The organism is Hyphomicrobiales bacterium, from assembly GCA_039973685.1.
Taxonomy (GTDB): Bacteria; Pseudomonadota; Alphaproteobacteria; order Rhizobiales; family JACESI01; genus JACESI01.
Genome location: JBDWKL010000018.1, coordinates 60,356 through 81,282 on the forward strand (window position 1 = coordinate 60,356; position 20,927 = coordinate 81,282).

Sequence of the window (20,927 nt, forward strand, 5' to 3'; positions counted from 1 at the left end):
TCGACAACGCCTGTTAAGCCGCTTCTTGATTAGGCGGTGTAAGAAGCACGGAATAAAGTGCTTCAGGGTCCGCTGTCGCCCGAATTTTATTGACCATATCACCATCACGTAAAACGCGAGCAATTTTAGCAAGCGCCTTGAGATGATCTGCGCCCGCACCTTCTGGTGCTAGCAACAAGAAAATGATGTCGACCGGTTGGTCATCCATAGCATCAAAGCTAATTGGACGCTCCAACCGCGCCATAACACCATAAATCTTATCAAGGCTTGGCAATTTGCCGTGTGGTATCGCAATGCCTGAGCCAACGCCTGTGGAACCAAGACGCTCTCTTTGCAACAAAGTTTCAAAGATTTCGCGCTCGTTTAACCCAGTGATTTCGGCTGCTTTTTCCGAAATACACTGAATAGCCTGCTTCTTGCTCGACACTTTAAGTGTCGGCAAAATAGCATTCTCATTGAGCAACTCAGATAAGTCCATTGTGCCACCTTCAATAAGACCATAAAGGAGCCATCGCGAAATTAATTACGACAGTTACAGGTCTACTAATTCTTGTCTAACTTTGTGATGGGTCAATCCAACCGATGTTTCCATCGGGGCGCTTATGCAGCACATTGATTTCCCCGCTATCAGGATTTCGAAATACATACACATCTTGATTGCCTAAGTCCATTGCCATTACTGCAGTGCTGACAGTCATTGTGAGAATAGCCGTCTCATTTTCTGCAATAATCGCTGGTGCAGCATTGTCATCATCGATATTTGCTTCATCATCTGTGGGACCTGCCAGAATATAAGCTGGTGCAAGTTGGCTTTTTTGGTTTGCTGCAGCCCGGTGATCTTTGAGTTTTCTCTTATAGCGCCTTAGACGTTTTTCAATCCGTTCGGCTGCTTTGTCGAAAGCTGGGTGTGCATCTTGGGCGGAACCAGTGGCAACAAGATCAATGCCTGTATCAAGATGAACTTTACACTCAACCTTGAACATAGACCCTTCTTTTTCAACGATTACATGGCCTGTATACCCGCCATCAAAATACTTACTTACTGCTGCATCGATCTGGTCTGTAATGTTAGTTCGGAGTGCTTCACCAACATCTAAATTTTTTCCGGATACACGTAAGCTCATATTATCATTCCTTTTTTGCTATTGGCGCCCAACTAGCAAAGCAGCAAGAACGGCGCTTCGAACTTTAGTCTAACCTCTTCAAACAAGGTCGTCAGCACTTTTAGGAAAAAAATCGAAATTGATTGAATTATTGTCTAACAAACTGTTGATCAAGCAAGATGCCCACAATTTTTTACTAGTGAAAAAATGCTATTTTGTAGCAAGAAGCGCTTTTTTCTCACGGCGGCGCTGTACCGAAGATGGAATGCGCATGGCTTCGCGATATTTTGCAACAGTGCGTCTGGCAATATCGACACCACCGTCTTTCAGCATTTTTACAAGCGTATCGTCTGAGAGAATTTTCTTCACGTCCTCTGCATCAATAAGTGTCCGTATTTTGTGACGAACAGCCTCGGCTGAATGCGATTCCCCGCCTTCTGAGGATGCAATCGCGGCTGTGAAGAAATATTTTAGTTCAAAAATACCACGCGGCGTTACGATAAATTTATTGGAGGTTACGCGGCTAACAGTCGATTCGTGCATTTCAATCGCGTCAGCCACGGTTTTAAGATTGAGCGGACGGAGATATTCGACTCCTCTCGTCAAAAACGCATCTTGTTGACGAACAATCTCGGTTGCCACCTTCAAAATTGTTTTTGCCCGCTGATCGAGGCTTTTAACCAACCAATTGGCCGTTTGCAGACAATCTGTAAGATAGGCTTTTTCTGTCTCATTATTGGCTGTTTTAACAACGGTTGCATAATAGGTTTGATCAACCAAAACCCGAGGCAAAGCTTCAACGTTAAGCTCAATCGCCCAGCTTCCATCAGGACGTGCTTGAACGGTTACATCAGGGATAATCGCTTGGGCCAGAACATCTTCAAATGCCTCACCCGGTTTCGGGTCCAAGGCCTTGATCTCTTTCACCATGTCAAACAGATCATCCTGATCGACACCGCAAAGTTCTTTAAGTGCTGCAAAGTCACGTTTAGCTAAAAGTTCGAGATTGTCGAGCAAAGCTGCAATTGCAGGGTCATAGCGGTTTTTGTCTTTGAGCTGAAGGGCTAAGCACTCTGTCAAATTGCGCGCGCATATCCCTGGCGGATCAAGAGTTTGAAGCGCTTCTAGCGTCTCTTCAACAAGACTATTTGCAGCACCGAGGCTTTCAGCAATCTCTTCTAAATCACCACGCATGTAGCCAGCTTGATCAATGCTATCAATGAGCGTTCGCGCAATCAGCATTTGAGCTGGATCGGTAATAATATGGCCCAGTTGAGACATCAAATGATCAACTAAGTTCACCTCTTCAGCAACAAAAGCCTCAAGGTTATAATCATCGTCGCCGCCTGAACGCACGGTCGAATTGATTTGATGTGTATCGCGGCCCGTAACAGTCGAAGCTTCTATACCAGCGCTACCGGAATCTTCAGGAAAGACGTTTTCTGCGTCGGTATCAAAACTTGCTGCAATTTCTTGCGGATTAGTTTCTAGCGCCCCGTCAATCCATTCATTTTCATTGGATAAGGCCGCACTATCGCCTGTTTCGGCTCTGACTTCTGTTGCGTTGTCAGTGTTATTTTCTGAGCGCGTTCCATCACTGAACTCATCTTCGCGATGAAGCAATGGATTTTGCTCAAGCTCACCTTCAACATAAGAAGCCAAGTCAAGACTAGACAGCTGAAGCAATTTGATTGCCTGCATAAGCTGTGGCGTCATCACAAGGGATTGTGACTGCCTAAATTCTAATCTTGGGGCGAGTGCCATCGTGTACTCGTGCCTTTTGGATCAACTATATTCGCTATCAAACCAAAACTGGTCCGACTCTTGCTTAACCCTTAAAGCATAAATCCGATTAAAGTGTAAATGGAGAGAAAAACTCTGTTAGAGAGTGAACTGATCACCAAGATAGAGACGACGCACATCAGGATTTGCAATAATCGTTTCAGGCGTTCCTTGGGTCAAAACTTGCCCAGAGTGGATAATATACGCACGATCAATCACGCCTAAAGTCTCACGGACATTGTGATCGGTAATCAAAACGCCGATACCACGACGGGTCAAATGCTTGACCAGCACCTGAATATCACCAACCGCGATTGGATCAATACCAGCAAAAGGTTCATCCAACAGCACAAAATTAGGTCTGCTTGCAAGCGTGCGGGCGATCTCGCAACGACGACGTTCACCACCCGATAGGGCGATTGACGGTGATTTGCGCAAATGCTCGATACCAAACTCGTGCAGAAGATTTTCGAGATCTTCTTTGCGGCGCTTTTTATCAGGTTCAACAACTTCCAATACGGCTTTGATGTTGTTTTCAACGCTCAAACCACGAAAAATCGACGCTTCTTGCGGCAAATATCCAATACCGAGGCGCGCACGGCGATACATTGGCAGGGGAGAAATATCATGGCGATCAAGGTAGATTTGCCCTTCATCAGCACGCACCAACCCAGTGATCATGTAAAATGTCGTGGTTTTACCTGCACCATTTGGCCCTAAAAGACCAACAGCTTCACCGCGCCCAATCGCGAGACTGGCACCGTCAACAACGGTACGGCCATTGTAACTCTTTTTAATGTTTTTTGCGATCAACCATCCGCGCCCCGTGTTGTCACGCAAGGGTGCAGTTTCCTCTGGAGGCGGCAAAGTGGAGGGATCAGTGGGTTGATTCATACTGCTCTATTTAGCTGGTTTAACGCATTTTGTCAGAAAATTTTTGAATAAAGTACCATCTTCACTTTGATACTTATTGGGAATATTCCCTAGCTACACTTTTTCTGATTGCTAGCCCCGTTCTTTCGGTCCAAAACGGCTGAAACCCGCCCGCCTGATAACGATGCTTTATTGTTGGTCAAATTAACAGTCAGCTTTTTCCCTACAATAACATTGTCACATTGGGTCAACACAACACGCCCACCAGACAAAACCACGATTTGTGTTTTCATGTTGAGCACAGCTTTACCGCCTGTCGCCGTATTGTTGCCAGACGTTACAATCACCTTGCCATTTGCCTCAATGCGGCTAATGCCCTGACTTCCGCCAACACCACCAGCAGCGACAGAGCCATCATAAAACACGTCCAAACGCGCTGTTTTCATTGTGGTCTTGCCTTGGCGAACATCCACATTGCCTTTGAAGACTGCCCGTTTTTCAACATCACGAACTTCAAGACTATCAGCTTCAATTTGGATAGGTGCATTATTGTCTGAGCGAAAACCAGAAAAAGCGTCGCCTGTTGCTTGTGCATTGGCCAGCTCCACCATCATTAATGGAAAAAGCAAAGCGGCTAGCAAGAGTTTCGAGACAGATTTTACCATGTAATGAGGGGTTCCTTACCCACGCGTCAATGAGGCCGACTACGATTGTGGTTTACGACGAATTTTATTTGGCTGAACAACCATGCGCACACGGTTTTCGAAAAAGATGAAGTTCCCATTGTCCCGTACGATCATGCTGTCCGCTCTGATTTCGCCAATCTCGGCTTTAATGAACACGGGGCTGTCAGTTTTCATGACGCCAGCTTTCATGTCAATTTCAGCATCATCAAGTACAGCATCATAACCAGCGCTCATATGAACATTGACGCCAGAATCGAGCTTAAGGTTTTCACCTTCAATATCAAACTTACCATTGTTAGCTTGAACCGAAACTACATTGCCGTCGGCTAATGTCACGGTTGCGCCAATTTTCTCGAGCAGCACTTTTTTAGGGTTATTCAAATCTTGAAGGGCGCGATCTGCAACTATTTCATAAGCCGAATCACTTGCGGTAAACCCGTTCAGTTTTGGGCTGTCCATCACAACTTGACCGTCCGTCAAATCAATGGTGGCAATGCCAAAGGGTGTTTCCAAATAATGCGCAGTCATAGCGACCGCAACAAAGATAACAATGAAAATGGCACCGACAATCGGGAGGCCAAACTTCAAACCGCGAACGCGACGAGAATAACGGGTTGCTAACTGGAATTTCCTTTGTTCAGAAACACTTACCTGTGCTGCCATTGGTCGCGCGCTTGCTTCAGATGACGCAGATTGCGCCGACGAGCACACGTCAGCAGTCGGTGCCGTTAGGCCTCGAGCTAGATGGTGAGTGTTAGGATCGTGCGCGTTCATTCAGGTACTCAGACATTTCCAGTCAATTAGTTAGGTTGCTTTTTTCAGTCTTCCGCATTCCTGCTGGGTAACAGAATAACACAGATTGTAATAATTGCGATGCAAGCGTGAAAACCTTCTACAAAACCCACAGTAAAGACACTGTTTCTGGTTCAACACGATGCAACAATCATACACTGAAATCATTAAGTCTTAATTTAGGGCCAAATTTAGGAATGTGCAAAAATATCTGTTTCTGGCCAACCTATTAGGTCAAGTTTTGTGCGTGTTGGTAGGAATTCAAAACAAGCATTTGCAATCTCAGTGCGATCTTCTCGCGCTAAACGCTTCACCAAAATATCGCGCATTGCATGCAAATGCAGCACATCAGAAGCCGCGTAAGCAAGTTGCGCATCCGACAATTTTTCTGCACCCCAATCCGAACTTTGTTGTTGTTTTGAAATATCAACATCAAGCAATTCACGGGTAAGATCTTTCAATCCGTGCCGGTCTGTATAGGTACGGGTTAAGCGTGAAGCGATCTTTGTGCAAAAAATTGGCGTCGTCACTGTTCCAAAACTATGTTCCAACAAGGCAACATCAAAACGGGCAAAGTGAAAAATCTTGGTTTTGCTTTGATCTGCTAACAACGCTTGGATATTAGGCGCTTCGCTCTGCCCAGCCTTGATCTGCACCACATCAGCGCTGCCGTCCCCTGGTGACAATTGAACCACACAAAGCCGATCGCGATGCGGGTTCAGCCCCATTGCTTCGGTATCAATTGCAACATCACCTGTGTATTTATCCAAATTCGGTAAATCACCAGTATGAAAACGAATGGTCATCTCAAGGCCTCATCTATTTTGACCGTGGTCTACCTGATCTCGCAGAAGAAATCCACAACATCAACCTGTGTAAAGTTAGGAAATCATACAGTTTAAGGAGAATCGTTAAGAAAAATTAACCTTTTTCTGTTGTAAATGTGCCAGCAAACAACATGGAATCCTAATCAAATGCAGGACGAACTCCTCTTTGGCTCATTAGCTCCCGCTATCGCACTGCTTATCAGCATGAACTTTTTCGTGTTTTGGTCACGCCAGCCAGAGGCCCGCCATATATTAGCCTTTGGGCTAGCTTTTTTGCTGTGCGCAATTAGCATTTCGCTCTCGCACAACCTGATTACCGGCCTATCTTATCCAAATATCTTCACAGCGGTCCTGCTGGATACCGCTAGCCTAAGCTTATTGATTCGGGGCAGCTGTGAGCGCGTTAACATGAAGACGCCCTATTTCCTGATCTTAGCTACAGGTGCCCTTGGGCTGATTGCCGGTTATGGCGTAACAATGAATTTTGAATCCGCCACTCTTCTTTTGACGCCGATTCATGGTGTGCACGCAGTCCTCCTTTTCATCTGCGGTTGGGTATGGTTCAAAGGGACGAATTCAGAGCACGTGGCTAATCGCAGTGCTGTGAGCATTATTTTCTTCTCATTCACCATATTCTCCATCGCGTTTCCCTTTGTCACGTACAACATGGTGAACGCACCTTCTGCCGATCAATATCAGCATTCCACAAGCTGGGTTATCTTCAATTTCGCGATCATCATGATGGTTATGGTCACGGGTTTAAGTCTTACCGCTGTTTTGACAGACGACATGGTAAAGAAGATCAAATTCGTTTCGAGCACAGACTTACTAACAGGCCTCAAAACACGCCGCGCCTTTGAAGAAAAACTTGAAGATATCTTTACCAAATTAGAACGCAGCCCACTTCCGTTGAGCATAATCATTGCCGACATTGATCATTTCAAATTGGTCAATGACACCTATGGGCATCAAACAGGTGATCGTGTGATCTCAACATTTGGGAAGCTCATTGCTGAAGGTTCTCGCAAAACCGATCTTGTTGCGCGCATTGGCGGTGAAGAGTTTTGTATTGTTTTGTGGAATGCAGACGCATCAGGTGCCCGCCTCGTGGCTGAAAATCTTAGAACACAGTTCCAAGCAGCACAATTTGAAGGCATCCCGAAACACAAAAAATTCACATCGAGCTTTGGTGTGGCGACACTTAAACCTGGCGAAGTTTCAGAAGAACTTTACCGCCGCGCAGATCAGGCTCTTTATCTTGCGAAAAAAGAAGGACGCAATCGCGTCTGCCTTGATCAAACACATTTGGAAGCAGACACTCTTGTTGAACCAGCGTCTAACAATATCGTTCTGTATCCTTCCGCTTAAAGAACAATCAAATCAAAGACTAAATGCCTTTAGTATCTTTGCCCTTAGCATTTAGGCATAAACACAAAAAAGCTGCTGTGAATTGAGCATTCACAGCAGCTTTTTTAATTTCTTATATGCCCCCGTCGTGGATGGTGGGCTGGCTTTTGTTGTTAGACTAGATTTTCTGAGACTTGAGCAACTGAATCAAGTTCTTATTGACCCGTCCAGTTTGTGGCATACCAATTTCATACTCAAACGCTCTGATCGCGTCTTTAGTTCTCTTGCCAGCAAGCCCGTCTGCACCGCCCGTGTCAAAACCCAATCCATTTAGGAGGACTTGCGCTTCTTTCACCTGAGGCGAACCTTGCTTTTTAGTTGTTTTTCTAGCCAAGCCGTTCGGCACTTTGCCGAGTGCTAATTTAGAGCCTTTCAACCAAAAATCTGGAGAAGGAGAGATGACATTTGCATCTACCTTGATCGGAACTGCTTTATAAGCTGCACTCTTTACTTTGGCCTCTTTCAGCTGTTCCTTAGTCAGTACTTTCACAATTTCGTCGCGTTTTTCAGCGGCATCACGATCGCCAATTTTAGCAACAACATCGAACCACTTATATGCATGCACAAGGCTAGCTTCGACACCAAGTCCGCGGACATACAAAATGCCAACATTAAATTGGCTGTCTTTGATGCCATGGTTGGCACCTTTTTCAAACCATTTAAAAGCCTCTTCGAAATCTGGACGACCAAGCGCCCCTTCGGCATGAAGTACCGCGAGATTATGCATGGCCCGCGCATTGCCTAAATCCGCAGATTCAATGTACCAACGCTTGGCTTCCTGAGGGTTTTTCGCCACACCCACGCCATCTTCGTAAAGAGTACCGAGGCGGAATTTTGCAATTGCAGATCCATTTGCCGCTGATTGTTCGTACCAAAAAGCTGACTTTTTGAGATCACGCTCAAAAATTTCACCATCCCCATAACGGCGACCAACTTCTAGAAGGGCTGCTGGATCACCTTCCAACAATGCATCAGATAGCTTGTCTGAGACTTTATCCTTCGGCAACAATTTCATTGCGTCACGAATGATCCCACTTTGTGGAGATACCTCATTGAAATCTAACTGCCGCGTAATTGATTGCGTCGTACTTGGATCCACAATCTGTGCATCGTCAACTTCTTCAGTTTCGGTTGCAGAAGGCGGTAAACTGGTTGCATTGAGATCAATGACTGTTTCTGGTCGCGAGGTAATTTCAGCCGGGTTCGGATTGGAATTTACCGCTGGTTTCACAACTTCTTGCTGGACAGCCTTTTTCTCAACAGCAGGCTTCGTTGTAATCTTCGGCTCGGCTTGTTGCGCCGCGGTATTTGTTGGTGAGCCACCAAACAGTGCGCTGATCGAATCTTTGAGTAGATAACCACTGACTGAAATAATCGCCACACAAACTGACGCCAGCAATGCTGTGCGAAGCGGATTATTTTTCCCCTTCTCATCAGCCAAGTTTTCAACCAAATCCTCCCTCAAATCTTTTGATTTTTCACCCATCGCATCCAAATTTGGTTCAATGGCAGAATCCTCATCCAATTCTATGGAAGGAGCATCTAGGTCGTCGTTGTTTTCCAGAACACTTTTACGCCCACCACGAGCTGCTTTGTTGATCCGCTCACGGATGGCAGATAAAGCTGATTTTCCTTTTTCAGGTTCATCATCCAACTGCAGTGCTTGTTCTGCAGCAGCCGCTTGTGCAGCACGTCTGGCTGCGTGAATGAAATCTGATTTTGAGCCTGTGTCGTTATTTGGCATTTGATCTTCAACATCCATGCCGAAGTCATCATCTTCATGCTCATTTTTTTGCTCATCATCATGTCGAGCAATCATTTCATCTGATGCGAATGGTGCAGGGGTGTTTTCAAACGCCGGTTCAACTTCGCTGGATAATTCAATGACGTCATCATTGATCGGACGCCCAGAACCAGGTTCAGTTGGCATGTCATTGTCATCAGGAATCAAAACGGGTGCATCAGGCTCACGCGATTTAACATGCTCCCGCATGCGTTGCATGACTTCCTCTTCTGTCGGAGCAGAAGGTTTCTGGATAGCAGGTTCTTCTTCAACTTCGGCCTCTACCACCGAGTTTATTTCATCTTTTGGAAGGGCGACATCTTCATCTGCAATCTTGGCCACAGATGGTATGTTTTCGGATGCCATAAGTGGCGCTGATTTTGACCCATTCGCTTCTAATGCTTCAAGGCGTTCTGAAACGCGAGACAGCATATCTTGGACAGAATGGAAGGATGAACGTGTCTCAGTTGAAAGGTCATCTGTCGATGTTTTCATGCTGGACATATAGGTGCGTAGGTCTTGCAGCTCAGACGCCAGTGCAGCAGATGGAGCAGGATCCCCTTCTGGCGCAATACCACCTTGTTGCTCTAATTTTTCAAGCCGCCCAGCAACGCCATCAAGCATTCCATGAATGGACATAAAGGAGTTATTGCTGCTCGTAAGGAGCGTATTCGCCATTGAACGAATTTCACCCAAGTCGAAAAGCATCGTGGCCGTTTCGGGCGCATCCCCAGTCGTTGGAATACTCGCCGAACCCATGCTTTGCGCTGTCTTTTCAGCTGTACGGCGGGCGACATCTTCAATCATTTTATCTTGCTTGTCAGTAAGGGTGTCAAGCTTGGCTAATGCCTCATCAATGCGCTTCACCATTGCTGATTGATTGTTTTCAATCGACGCAGTCAGATTCTTTCCAACTGACCTTTCGAGAGTCGAACTTAGGGCTGTTTCTAAGGTCGGCCCAAGCGACGATGCAAATTCGCCAAGCTCACTGCGTAGGCTTTGCTCTGTGATAAGGTCGACAGGTAATTGAAGGAGACTTGCTGGCGCAGGCCCCTGTGCACTGGCCGCATCCATGCTGGCCGCTTCAAGACGCTCGGCAGCCTTTACAAGCCGGCCTTCCATCTGAGAGATTTTTTCAGCGGCATGTGCATCGCCATTTCGTGCATTGCCGAGTGCTTCGAGGCGTTCGGTTGCTGAATGCACCTGAGCGCTGATTATCGACACTTGGTCTTTCAATCCAGAACCGATCTCAGCCACTTCGCCATTCAAAGCAGACAATGAAGCTTCCGTCGACTGCATCTGAGCGCTAAGGTCAGACACTTGATCTTTCAAACGGGAACCAAGCCCTGTCACTTCACCACCCAAACTGGACAATGACGAATCGAACTCTGATCGTAGCTTGTTAAAGCGATCTTCCAGACTACTTGAAACAGCGCCTGCTACATTTGAGGGAATATTGAGTTGCTGCATGTTTGACATGATGTCGTCACGCAGTCCCGTTAGATTTCCCTGCAACCGCGAAACCACCAAATCACTGTTTTGGCTTGTGGTTTTTTCTGTTCTATCAATAACAGCGAGCAAGCCATCAGATAGACGGTTTAATTCGCTTTGCAGTTTCATCGTGTCTTCTGGAACGGCAGAAAGGTCTGGAGATTTCAAAAGGAACTCGGCAATCCGGTTCACATCTGTTTCCATTGTTTCCAAACGGCTACCGAGCAACGGGTTCACATTGCCATCCGGCATTGCGGCAATGATTGTGCGCAACCGTTTGACTTCTTCTTGAATGTGCTGACCAGCAAAGCTTGTTTGTGCATTTGCAGCGGTAACCTCACCCTTCAAGGCAGATAGTTCGCCTTTAAGACTTTCAATCACGGCTGGATCAGTTGCACCCGTATTGAGTGCTTCGATTTTTGCCATCAACGTTTGGAAGTGCTTATCCGTCTCGCGACGGTCCATATTGTGACGGCCCTCTTGTGCCTGGTCTGCCATGAGTGGCGATGTGTCGCCAGTCTCAACTGCATTGTGGGTGCGTTCAACCGCATCATTTGTGTGCTGCTCGACAATGGTATCCATCGCTTCGCGCAAAGCTTGGCCACCTTGTTTTTTACCCATCTTGTGGCTTGATTTAGACAAGATTGGCGCCTCACTTGCGGCATTTGACTTCACACCACGTTTTGTCCGGCGATTTCTTTTCGGTCGATAAACCGGATCATCATCTGGTTCTGTTTCTGGCTCTTGCGACGCAGTTAAATGCTTTTCCATCCGAGCAAGCTGCTCTTCAAGTCTGGATAGTCGCATCGTGTCTTCATTGTTTACCGGTGGAACAGGAGAAGCAGGGGCTGCAGGCGTTGGCACTGGAGCGACCGCTGGGGCCTGCATTGGCATGTTAAATCCAGCGCTGTTTGCTTGAGCAAAAACTGGTTGCTGGGCTGCTGCTTGCATCATGACAGCAGGTTGCGCATTTGCCTGTTGTAAATTTGCTTTCAACTGTTGCTCTAAATACCCAAGCGTACCCAGCATTTCCAACATGCGATCTGCATTGACGTCTTGCGGGCTTACAGCCGGATTTTGAGCATTTGGCATGCTTTGCGGGATTGAATGAGGCGGGACATGCTGAGCTTGCGATACTTGATGACCCTGAACTGGGTTAGGTGGCAGCTGGTTTTGGCCTTGTGCTCTCGCACGGATACCTTCAATCAATGCTCGCGCGTCTTCATCATAATTCTTGTTCAAATTGCGTGCGGCACTATCAAGCGCGCTGGACAAAGTGCCTGTATCAGGCTCTGCAAATTGCTGGTGGTTTGTTGCTTCAAAAGATTGTTCTAAATGCCGCACACGATCCACCAGTTCATTGAGAACCGCGGATTTTGCCACATAGTCATTATCATGCTGCGCTGCATCGCCATGATGTGCTGCTGCATTTAAAGCCGACGTTTGTTCATTGATAACATCTTGGAGCCATGCTTCCACACTTTTGCCTGCCAAGCGAGCCGCTTGCTCTGCCTGGTGCTCAAGAGTGCCATGGTCTTCACTTGGCCTATTCACACTATTTGCAGCTTTCTGCCTAAAGTTCACAGTTATCTCCCGCGCTAGCGAATTAATCTAAATGCCATCACGGTTCGCTTGCTCAGCGAATCACCTGTTTTGACATTGATACCCATGATCAGTTTTCGATAAACGTGGTAAACGGGGGGTTAATAAATTTTAAAATACTTAACTATTATCCAAGTTTATCCGTTAAAAAGCCTATATTTTTCAATAATGATGGTTTTTGGGCGCAGTTCTATATTGGGACTCGCGATAAAATCAATTATCCTATTCCAAACCGTCACAGCGCAGTTCACAGCATCACTCTTATACGAAAGTCTAATAAAGATTACCTTTACGTAAAGTGCATAAATTACTATCTCAGCCGCAACCGAGAGTTGCTCATCGCGCCACTACAACGTTACGACGCTGATCAATCTTTCGGTCAGTTACAATTTTGCACAACATGGTTGTAATCCTCTACAAAGACATCAAACGCATTTGCATCCGAGCAATGCATACACTGGAGAAACTAAATGGCCTTCACAATTGGTGATCTTGCCAAGGAATTTGATGTGAGTTTGCGGACTCTACGCTTTTATGAAGACAAGAACCTAATTCACCCTCGCCGTGATGGTGTAACGCGAATTTATAGCCGCCGAGATCGTGCGCGGTTGAAACTTGTGCTCATGGGGAAACGCGTTGGTTTCTCCTTGAAAGAAATTAAAGAGATGCTCGACCTTTATGATCTAAAGGATGGACAATCCACACAATTGAAGGTTTCTCTCAAACGCTTCAATGAACAAATTGCCTTGCTTGAAAAACAAAAACAGGATGTGGAGCAAGCAATCGGCGAACTGTCACAGACCGTGATGATCGTCGAAGGAATGTTGGTTGAAAAAGAAAGCCAATAAAGCTTACAACTAATATCTATAAGCGCTTGATTGATTTGAGCGCTTTTTTTGTGCCTGAATGTCAAAATTGATCGCATAAAGACAGGCTTTAATAGGCTTTCCCCTTTCCCCAGCCATGAAAATATGCGTCACTCTTTTGTGAAATGCGGAACACAACACTCTGAATCCCGCCATTTTCGGTAGCCGATGATTAGAAACTGGCACATTTGTGAGAGCTTAGACATCAAAGGTCTTGAAAATTTCAACCAAATTAGCTACGTCTAACTCAATAAGTGACGTTTACGTCAACGTAAACTACGGAGAGAAGAATGCCTACATATAAAGCCCCCGTCGATGACACACTCTTCATTCTCAACGACGTTTTGAAAATGGAACGCTATAACAATCTGCCAGGCTTTGAAGATGCATCGCCTGATATGGTTGAAGCAATCTTACGCGAAACTGGTCGTTTTAGTGAAGAAGAATTACAACCGATCAATCTAACCGGCGACCAAGAAGGTTGTGTCCGCAACGATGATGGCTCTGTTAAAACCCCATCTGGCTTTAAAGAAGCATTCAACCAGTTTGCGGAACTTGGCATGATCGGCATGGTTTGCGACCCTGATTATGGTGGGCAAGGTCTTCCTTACATTTTGAATGCAGCATCTAGCGAATATACATCATCAGCCAATATGGCGTGGAGCATGTACCACGGCCTGACACAAGGCGCGATTGCCGCTATTCAAGTGCACGCAGACGACGAGCAAAAACAAAAATATCTGCCAAACATGATTGCCGGCCAATGGAGCGGCACCATGAATTTGACCGAACCGCATTGCGGTACGGATCTTGGCCTTATTAAATCAAAAGCCGTTCCACAAGATGACGGATCTTACAAAATTTCTGGCCAAAAAATCTTCATCTCCGCCGGTGAACAAGACATCACAGAAAACATTATTCACCTCGTGCTTGCCCGCATCGAAGGGGCGCCTGAGGGAACAAAAGGGATTTCTCTCTTCATCGTTCCCAAATTCCACATTTCAGATGATGGAGAAATTGGTGATCGCAACCCCGTTTCATGTGGCTCATTAGAAGAAAAAATGGGCATCCACGGCAATTCCACCTGTGTGATGAACTATGATGAAGCAACAGGCTATTTGATTGGTGAAGAGAACAAAGGCCTTCGCGCCATGTTCACCATGATGAATGAAGCGCGTCTTGGCGTTGGCGTTCAAGGCTTGTCGCAATCTGAGGTCGCATACCAAAATGCTGTGGTCTATGCCAATGACCGTGTGCAAGGCCGCTCTTTAACAGGTGATAAAAACCCAGAGCTAAAAGCTGACCCGTTGATGGTTCACCCAGATGTTCGACGCACATTGCTACGCATCAAAGCCTTTAATGAAGGCGCACGCGCATTTGTTTTATGGACTGCCTTAAAAGGCGACATCGCCCACAGATCAGAAGACGAAAAAGAACGCGCAGCAGCAGATGACTTGATGGGCTTATTGACCCCTGTCATTAAAGGCGTGCTGACAGATGTTGGTTTTGACAACACCGTTTCATCGCAACAAATGTATGGCGGTCACGGTTATGTAGCAGAATGGGGCATGGAGCAATTTGTGCGCGATGCTCGTATTGCTATGATTTATGAAGGTGCCAATGGCGTTCAAGCCCTCGATCTTGTTGGCCGTAAACTGCCTAAAGATGGCGGCAAGGCTGTCATGGCTTTCTTTGGCGAAGTTGAAACCTTCATCAAAGAAAATGCCGACAACGAAGAAATGACAACTTTCACAGCGCCCCTCAAAAAAGGCCTTGGCGATCTTCAAGCCGCAACCATGTGGTTCATGCAAAATGCCATGGCAAACCCTGACAATGCAGGTGCTGGCTCTGTTGATTACATGCATATGTTTGGCACAGTGGCCATTGGCTATATGTGGGCACAAATGGCGCAAGTAGCTCTTGAAAAAGCGGCCAATGACGACAACCCATTTTACCAAACAAAACTTATTACTGGCCGTTTCTACATGGAACGTATGTTGCCAGAAACAACAATGAGATTGGCGAGAATTTCGTCTGGGTCAGAGACGCTAATGTCTTTACCTGCTGACCAATTCTAATACCAATCCATTTGGAGGAGAACAGACTATGGCTGATGCCTTTATCTACGATCATGTTCGCACCCCGCGCGGACGCGGCAAAAAAGACGGCTCACTTCATGAAGTGACGGCGGTAAACCTTGCGGGCCAAACCTTAAGTGCTATCCGCGACCGCAGCGAACTGGACACCAAACAAATAGACGACGTGATCCTTGGTTGTGTCGATCCAGTTGGTGAAGCAGGCGGCGACATTGCGCGAGCTGCTATTTTCTCAGCAGGCTACGACAAATCCGTACCCGGCATGCAGATCAATCGCTTTTGTGCCTCTGGCCTTGATGCGGTTAATATGGGTGCAAGCCAAGTAATGGCAGGTCAACATGATCTGGTTGTTGCAGGTGGTGTTGAAAGCATGTCTCGCGTTGGTCTTGGTGCATCAGGCGGTGCGTGGCCAGTTGATCCAGCTGTTGCTCTTCCGTCTTACTTTATGCCGCAAGGTGTATCGGCGGACTTGATCGCCTCAAAATATGGCTTCTCCCGTGATGACGTGGATGCTTATGCTGTTGAAAGTCAAAAACGTTCTGCTGAAAGCTGGGACAAGGGCCATTTTGATAAATCCGTTATCAAGGTCAAAGACATTAACGGCCTGACCATTTTGGACAATGACGAACACCGTCGCCCAAGCACAGATATGCAATCACTTGCGTCGCTCAATCCATCGTTTGAAATGATGGGCAATATGGGTGGCTTCAATCAGGTGGGCATCCAAGCACACCCTGAACTTGAAAGCGTCAATCACGTTCACCATGCGGGCAATTCATCTGGTATTGTGGATGGTGCAGCAGCGGTTTTGATCGGCTCAAAACGAGCAGGAAAAAAGAACAACCTCACACCACGCGCCCGCATTAAAGCGTTTGCCAACATCGGTTCAGAACCAGCGTTGATGCTGACAGGTCCCGTTGATGTGACAGAGAAACTTTTCAAAAACGCGAAAATGACGCCGGACGATATTGATCTATTCGAATTAAACGAGGCCTTTGCCTCTGTCGTGCTTCGCTACATGCAAGCCTTCGATATTGACCACAATAAAATCAATGTAGCAGGCGGCGCAATCGCGCTTGGCCATCCACTTGGTGCAACAGGCGCAATGATCTTAGGCACGGTTCTTGATGAACTGGAACGTCGCGATTTGAACACGGCACTTGTCACGCTTTGTATTGGTGCAGGCATGGGTACTGCCACCATTATTGAACGCGTTTAGTGGATACGAGGAGAGATAACATGACATATAAAAACTTCACCCTCGACGTTGATAGCGACGGCATTGCACTCATCACTTGGGACATGGCTGATAAATCCATGAACGTGATTGATGAAAGCGTTATGGAAGACATTGTCGCCTTCACCAAAGAAGTAAGCGAAAATGATGCCATTAAAGGTGCCGTGATTTGCTCAGGCAAAAAGGACTCGTTTTCAGGCGGCGCAGACCTTTCCATGTTGGAAGGTTCACTTCGCACCTACAATGAGGCAAAAGCCAAAGACGAAGAAGCTGCAACACAAATGCTGTTTGATGGTGTTTCCCGCCTCGGTTCAATTTACCGCGCATGGGAACAGGTTGAAAAACCAACCGTTTGCGCAATCAATGGCACCTGTATGGGTGGCGCATTAGAGCTTGCTCTTTCTTGCCATGCCCGTGTTGCTTCAGACCATGACAAACTTCGCCTCGCGCTCCCAGAAGTCCAAGTTGGCCTCTTGCCAGGTGCAGGCGGTACGCAACGTGTCTCTCGTCTAGCAAAAGACATGCAGCAAGCGCTGCAAATGTTGATCCAAGGCCAACGCCTTAAAGCAATCAAAGCAAAAGCGCTTGGCCTCATCGATGATGTTGCCCCTGCTGACAAGCTTATTGAAGCCGCGAAGCAAATGATCAACGACGGTATTGTGCCATCAGTAGCACCTTGGGATCAAAAAGGGTTCAAAGCGCCAGGTGGCCGTGTTTACACGCCAGCAGGTATGCAGCTTTGGCCAGCAGCCAATGCCATTTTGCGTGGCCAAACAGCGATGAACTATCCGGCAGCTCAACACATTTTGTCTTGTGTCTATGAAGGTTCAATGGTGCCAATGGATACCGGCCTTCGCATTGAAGCGCGCTATTTCACAGCGTGTATGAAATCTCCGCAAGCAGGCAACATGATCCGCTCGCTCTTCTTGTCCAAAGGAGAGCTTGAAAAAGGCGCACGTCGCCCAGAAGGTGTGGCCCCAAGCAAGATCAAGAAAGTTGGCGTCATTGGCGCAGGCTTCATGGGTGCAGGCATTGCCTTCGTTACGGCGAAAGCTGGCATTCCTGTTGTGCTGATCGACCGCGAACAAGAAGCTGCCGACAAAGGCAAAGCGCATTCAGACGCCTTGATATCAAAGCAAGTACAACGCGGTTCAGCAAAAGCAGAAGACAAAGAGAAGCTGCTCGATCTGATTACGGCAACAACCGATTATAATGAGCTTGCAGATGTGGACCTGGTGATTGAAGCCGTGTTTGAAGAACGCGAAATCAAACGGGTCGTCACCGAGCAAGTAGAATCGGTTATCAAACCAGATTGCATCTTTGCCTCCAACACCTCGACCTTGCCAATCACAGGCTTGGCGGAAGCATCTAAGCGGCCTAAAAACTTCATCGGCATCCACTTCTTCTCACCAGTTGATAAGATGATGTTGGTTGAGTTGATTGTCGGCAAGAAAACAGGCGACCAAGCGCTGGCAACAGCTCTTGATTATGTCCGCATGATCAAGAAAACACCGATTGTTGTAAACGACACACGAGGCTTCTACGCCAACCGTTGCGTGCTCAACTATATCCGCGAAGGTCATCTCTTGCTGACAGAGGGTGTACCAGCCGCGATGATTGAAAATGTCGCAAAAATGGCTGGCATGCCAGTTGGCCCGCTTTCTCTTAATGACGAAGTGGCGATCGACCTTGCACAGAAGATCATGCGCGCGACTATCGCTGACCTTGGAGAGAAAGCCGTTGATCCTGAGTTGATGTCACTGGTTGATACAATGGTAGACAAACATGGACGTCTTGGCCGCAAAAACGGCAAAGGCTTTTATGAGTACCCACCAAAGCCAGGCAAGAAACATCTCTGGCCAGGTCTCAAGGATATGTACCCACAAATTGAGGATACAGACGCTTTGGACGTGCAAGAGTTGAAAGACCGCTTGCTCGTATCTCAAGCTCTAGAAGCCGCACGTGTATTCCAAGAAGGTGTTGTTACCGATGTTCGCGAAGCAGATGTTGGCTCAATTCTTGGCTTCGGCTTTGCGCCATGGTCTGGTGGCACTTTGTCTTACATCGACATGATGGGAACAGAGAATTTCGTCGCTCTTTGCAAAAAATTGCAAAAGAAACACGGGGTCCGTTTCAAACCAAACAAGCTGTTGATTGAGATGGCAAAGAATGGCGAAAGCTTCTATGAGCGCTTCAACCCAAAAGCTGGGATTGATAAAGCTGCTTAGTTTTAAACGTTGTTGATTTGATACCCGGCACTTTTTACAAGTGTCGGGTATTTTTTTGCGCCCACCCCTTATTGGAAACCTATCTATATGACGCTCTATTTTCGCCTGTTGTGGTCCCTCTTTCTTGCTCTATGGCAAACACGTAAGGGACAACGCTTGATTGAGTTTCCTAATGGTGAAAGCGCTTTGTGGTTTCGTGTCTGGCCAACAGATTGTGACATCAATTTTCATATGACCCATTCCCGCTATGGAGCGCTCTCAGATATTGGTCGTCTTGATTACGCAATTCGCGCGGGCCTTGGAAAAACCGTTCGCCAAGAGAAATGGTCCGCCATGATGGCTGGTTATCAAATTGAATTTCGCCGTGAGATTAAACCTTTTGAACGGTTTGTTATGCGCACCCGCTTTTTAGGCTGGGAAGGAACAAACGCTTTAGCTGAACAAACATTTTATGTTTTGCGCAACGGCGAAGAACTCATCGCGGCCAGAGCCCTTGCCCGTGCTGGATTTTACAATCGCAAAAAGCGTGAATTTGTAACAATTGACGAAATTGCGGATAAGCTGGGCTATACTGATGACAGTCCCACACTTGGTGAGATTGAAAATACCTTCATAAAAGCGCGTCTAACACCAAGTAAAAACCGACCAGCGCCGTAGCCCCTCAAAAGGAACCGCCATGAAAGAGATCGACTACTACCTCACATCGTCGTCGCCGTTTAACTATCTCGGCTTCAAGCCAATACAAGATGTTGCGACAAAGCATGGTTACACCTTAAATATCCGCCCTGTGAATATTCGCGGCATTTGGGCTGAAACCGGCGCTGTGCCACCCGCAGAACGCCCGCCAATTCGCCAACGCATGCGTTTGATTGAGCTTCAACGATTCGCTCTTCATCGTGGCGTGCCGCTGAATAAACAACCAAAATTTTTCCCCGTTGACCCAACACTTGCAGACAAAACAATCATTGCGCTGATAGAACAAGGAGAAAATCCACAACCATACATGGCAGGAATTTTTGCCTCCGTATGGGTGCATGAGGAGAATATCGCGGACGAAAAAACCCTTTTCAATCTCTTAAAAGAGCATGATCACAACCCAGAAACGACGCTAACCCTTGCAAAAAACCAAACAATAACAACAATTCGCGACACAAATACCCAATTAGCAGTTAAGGCAGGAGCACTAGGGGTCCCCTCTTATGTGCTCAACGGTGAATGCTTTTGGGGGCAGGACAGAATTTCACTTTTGGATGAAGCCATTACAACCAGACGTAGTTTTATAAACGGATAGCGTGTATATAGTTGTCATACACGTTAAACGTGATATAAAGGATTCGACTGCATGGTGGCGCACGCGGTATGAGGAAGGTATTTGCCTCACTAAATCTAGATTATGAAGACAAGGGAAGCAGGGCTGCAACCTGCCGTGGGAAACAGATATGTTTAGGCACCTCCAAATTTGGACAGCCATCGACCGATTGGCTGACATTAATGGGTTGAGCCCTTCAGGGCTTGCGCGAAAAGCAGGGCTTGATGCAACCGCTTTCAATAAATCGAAACGCTTCAGCAAAGAGGGTCGCGAACGTTGGCCGTCTACAGAATCACTTGCCAAAGTACTTGAAGTTACAAAGACCGAATTTCTTGATTTTGGCATGATCCTTAAGCCGGATAGCCAAATTGGTTCTCCAAACTCGGTAGCAGATTTAGCCTATAGCGCCCATTCAAGCACCGCACCAATGGCACTGCCTCGCAGTGGTTTCTTTGAAGAAGACGTTCAAGAAAGCACCGGAAAATGGCAAATTATCCCTCTTCCAGAAGGTCAATTTAACGGCGATTACGCCTTTAGAATTTCCGACAATACAATGCTGCCAGTTTACCGTGAAAACGACATTGTCATCGTTTCAAAGCAGATCCAAACCAAGGCGGGTGACCGTGTGGTTGTTAAGCTGCCTACCGGTAAATTCATCGTCAGCATCCTTCTTGATATTGACCAAGATAACATCCTGTTGACGACCTTTAACGCGGACAAAGCAGAGCAACGCCTCAATCGAAATAGCATTGAATGGATGATGAAAATCACCTGGGCGAGCCAATAACTTTCCACTAACTGCTTTAGCTAACGTGTAGGGCCCTGACCCTAGGCTATTCATTACA

At 46.7% G+C, this 20,927-nt stretch carries 16 protein-coding genes; 8 read left to right on the top strand and 8 right to left on the bottom strand.

Annotated elements, in window-relative coordinates; all coding sequences use genetic code 11:
- Positions 1-13 precede the first annotated feature (13 nt).
- From ptsN to ABJO30_05315, 7 genes are all read right to left on the bottom strand, one after another.
- Entirely contained in the window at positions 14-478 is a 465-nt protein-coding gene (gene ptsN / locus ABJO30_05285) for a PTS IIA-like nitrogen regulatory protein PtsN (GenBank protein ID MEP3232221.1), read from the bottom strand.
- A 76-nt stretch (positions 479-554) separates the two neighbouring features.
- Entirely contained in the window at positions 555-1,124 is a 570-nt protein-coding gene (raiA, locus tag ABJO30_05290) for a ribosome-associated translation inhibitor RaiA (protein MEP3232222.1), read from the bottom strand.
- A gap of 189 nt (positions 1,125-1,313) precedes the next feature.
- On the bottom strand, positions 1,314-2,867 hold the full coding sequence (rpoN, locus tag ABJO30_05295) for an RNA polymerase factor sigma-54 (protein MEP3232223.1): 1,554 nt from the start codon (positions 2,865-2,867) through the stop codon (positions 1,314-1,316).
- A 117-nt stretch (positions 2,868-2,984) separates the two neighbouring features.
- On the bottom strand, positions 2,985-3,779 hold the full coding sequence (gene lptB / locus ABJO30_05300; protein MEP3232224.1) for an LPS export ABC transporter ATP-binding protein: 795 nt from the start codon (positions 3,777-3,779) through the stop codon (positions 2,985-2,987).
- Between the two features lie 89 nt (positions 3,780-3,868).
- Positions 3,869-4,423 (bottom strand): LptA/OstA family protein, encoded by a 555-nt coding sequence (locus ABJO30_05305; GenBank protein ID MEP3232225.1) that lies wholly within the window; start codon positions 4,421-4,423, stop codon positions 3,869-3,871.
- Between the two features lie 39 nt (positions 4,424-4,462).
- Positions 4,463-5,218 carry an LPS export ABC transporter periplasmic protein LptC gene (gene lptC, locus ABJO30_05310; GenBank protein MEP3232226.1) on the bottom strand — a complete coding sequence of 252 codons (756 nt, stop codon included), beginning with the start codon at positions 5,216-5,218 and terminating at the stop codon, positions 4,463-4,465.
- A gap of 209 nt (positions 5,219-5,427) precedes the next feature.
- Positions 5,428-6,042 carry a ribonuclease D gene (locus tag ABJO30_05315; GenBank protein MEP3232227.1) on the bottom strand — a complete coding sequence of 205 codons (615 nt, stop codon included), beginning with the start codon at positions 6,040-6,042 and terminating at the stop codon, positions 5,428-5,430.
- A 429-nt stretch (positions 6,043-6,471) separates the two neighbouring features.
- On the opposite strand from ABJO30_05315, the gene ABJO30_05320 reads away from it, so the two are divergent.
- Positions 6,472-7,431 carry a GGDEF domain-containing protein gene (locus ABJO30_05320; protein MEP3232228.1) on the top strand — a complete coding sequence of 320 codons (960 nt, stop codon included), beginning with the start codon at positions 6,472-6,474 and terminating at the stop codon, positions 7,429-7,431.
- A 157-nt stretch (positions 7,432-7,588) separates the two neighbouring features.
- Here ABJO30_05320 and ABJO30_05325 read toward each other — a convergent pair whose 3' ends face one another.
- The gene (locus tag ABJO30_05325; protein ID MEP3232229.1) at positions 7,589-12,328 is read right to left on the bottom strand and encodes a peptidoglycan-binding protein; all 4,740 of its coding nucleotides are present in this window, start codon (positions 12,326-12,328) and stop codon (positions 7,589-7,591) included.
- A 488-nt stretch (positions 12,329-12,816) separates the two neighbouring features.
- Here ABJO30_05325 and ABJO30_05330 point away from each other — a divergent pair, with 488 nt between their 5' ends.
- The 7 genes from ABJO30_05330 to ABJO30_05360 all read left to right on the top strand — a co-directional run bounded on the left by ABJO30_05330 (position 12,817) and on the right by ABJO30_05360 (position 20,869).
- Entirely contained in the window at positions 12,817-13,194 is a 378-nt protein-coding gene (locus ABJO30_05330; protein MEP3232230.1) for a MerR family DNA-binding transcriptional regulator, read from the top strand.
- Positions 13,195-13,502: 308 nt separating this feature from the next.
- Positions 13,503-15,290 carry an acyl-CoA dehydrogenase C-terminal domain-containing protein gene (locus ABJO30_05335; GenBank protein MEP3232231.1) on the top strand — a complete coding sequence of 596 codons (1,788 nt, stop codon included), beginning with the start codon at positions 13,503-13,505 and terminating at the stop codon, positions 15,288-15,290.
- Positions 15,291-15,318: 28 nt separating this feature from the next.
- Positions 15,319-16,527, top strand: coding sequence for an acetyl-CoA C-acetyltransferase (locus ABJO30_05340; GenBank protein MEP3232232.1), 1,209 nt, complete (start codon positions 15,319-15,321; stop codon positions 16,525-16,527).
- A gap of 20 nt (positions 16,528-16,547) precedes the next feature.
- The gene (locus ABJO30_05345; protein ID MEP3232233.1) at positions 16,548-18,773 is read left to right on the top strand and encodes a 3-hydroxyacyl-CoA dehydrogenase NAD-binding domain-containing protein; all 2,226 of its coding nucleotides are present in this window, start codon (positions 16,548-16,550) and stop codon (positions 18,771-18,773) included.
- Positions 18,774-18,860: 87 nt separating this feature from the next.
- The gene (locus ABJO30_05350; GenBank protein MEP3232234.1) at positions 18,861-19,430 is read left to right on the top strand and encodes a thioesterase family protein; all 570 of its coding nucleotides are present in this window, start codon (positions 18,861-18,863) and stop codon (positions 19,428-19,430) included.
- A 19-nt stretch (positions 19,431-19,449) separates the two neighbouring features.
- Positions 19,450-20,064: a 2-hydroxychromene-2-carboxylate isomerase gene (locus ABJO30_05355; protein MEP3232235.1), complete on the top strand. Its 615-nt coding sequence runs from the start codon at positions 19,450-19,452 to the stop codon at positions 20,062-20,064.
- 148 nt (positions 20,065-20,212) lie between these two features.
- Positions 20,213-20,869, top strand: a complete 657-nt coding sequence (locus ABJO30_05360; protein MEP3232236.1) for a helix-turn-helix transcriptional regulator — start codon at positions 20,213-20,215, stop codon at positions 20,867-20,869.
- The last annotated feature ends 58 nt before the right edge of the window (positions 20,870-20,927 follow it).

What these genes read in the sequence shown, in the direction of transcription:
- ptsN (MEP3232221.1), bottom strand. Translation starts at nt 478, where the DNA reads ATGGACTTATCTGAGTTGCTCAATGAGAATGCTATTTTGCCGACACTT.
- raiA (MEP3232222.1), bottom strand. Translation starts at nt 1,124, where the DNA reads ATGAGCTTACGTGTATCCGGAAAAAATTTAGATGTTGGTGAAGCACTC.
- rpoN (MEP3232223.1), bottom strand. Translation starts at nt 2,867, where the DNA reads ATGGCACTCGCCCCAAGATTAGAATTTAGGCAGTCACAATCCCTTGTG.
- lptB (MEP3232224.1), bottom strand. Translation starts at nt 3,779, where the DNA reads ATGAATCAACCCACTGATCCCTCCACTTTGCCGCCTCCAGAGGAAACT.
- ABJO30_05305 (MEP3232225.1), bottom strand. Translation starts at nt 4,423, where the DNA reads ATGGTAAAATCTGTCTCGAAACTCTTGCTAGCCGCTTTGCTTTTTCCA.
- lptC (MEP3232226.1), bottom strand. Translation starts at nt 5,218, where the DNA reads ATGAACGCGCACGATCCTAACACTCACCATCTAGCTCGAGGCCTAACG.
- ABJO30_05315 (MEP3232227.1), bottom strand. Translation starts at nt 6,042, where the DNA reads ATGACCATTCGTTTTCATACTGGTGATTTACCGAATTTGGATAAATAC.
- ABJO30_05320 (MEP3232228.1), top strand. Translation starts at nt 6,472, where the DNA reads ATGAAGACGCCCTATTTCCTGATCTTAGCTACAGGTGCCCTTGGGCTG.
- ABJO30_05330 (MEP3232230.1), top strand. Translation starts at nt 12,817, where the DNA reads ATGGCCTTCACAATTGGTGATCTTGCCAAGGAATTTGATGTGAGTTTG.
- ABJO30_05335 (MEP3232231.1), top strand. Translation starts at nt 13,503, where the DNA reads ATGCCTACATATAAAGCCCCCGTCGATGACACACTCTTCATTCTCAAC.
- ABJO30_05340 (MEP3232232.1), top strand. Translation starts at nt 15,319, where the DNA reads ATGGCTGATGCCTTTATCTACGATCATGTTCGCACCCCGCGCGGACGC.
- ABJO30_05345 (MEP3232233.1), top strand. Translation starts at nt 16,548, where the DNA reads ATGACATATAAAAACTTCACCCTCGACGTTGATAGCGACGGCATTGCA.
- ABJO30_05350 (MEP3232234.1), top strand. Translation starts at nt 18,861, where the DNA reads ATGACGCTCTATTTTCGCCTGTTGTGGTCCCTCTTTCTTGCTCTATGG.
- ABJO30_05355 (MEP3232235.1), top strand. Translation starts at nt 19,450, where the DNA reads ATGAAAGAGATCGACTACTACCTCACATCGTCGTCGCCGTTTAACTAT.
- ABJO30_05360 (MEP3232236.1), top strand. Translation starts at nt 20,213, where the DNA reads ATGTTTAGGCACCTCCAAATTTGGACAGCCATCGACCGATTGGCTGAC.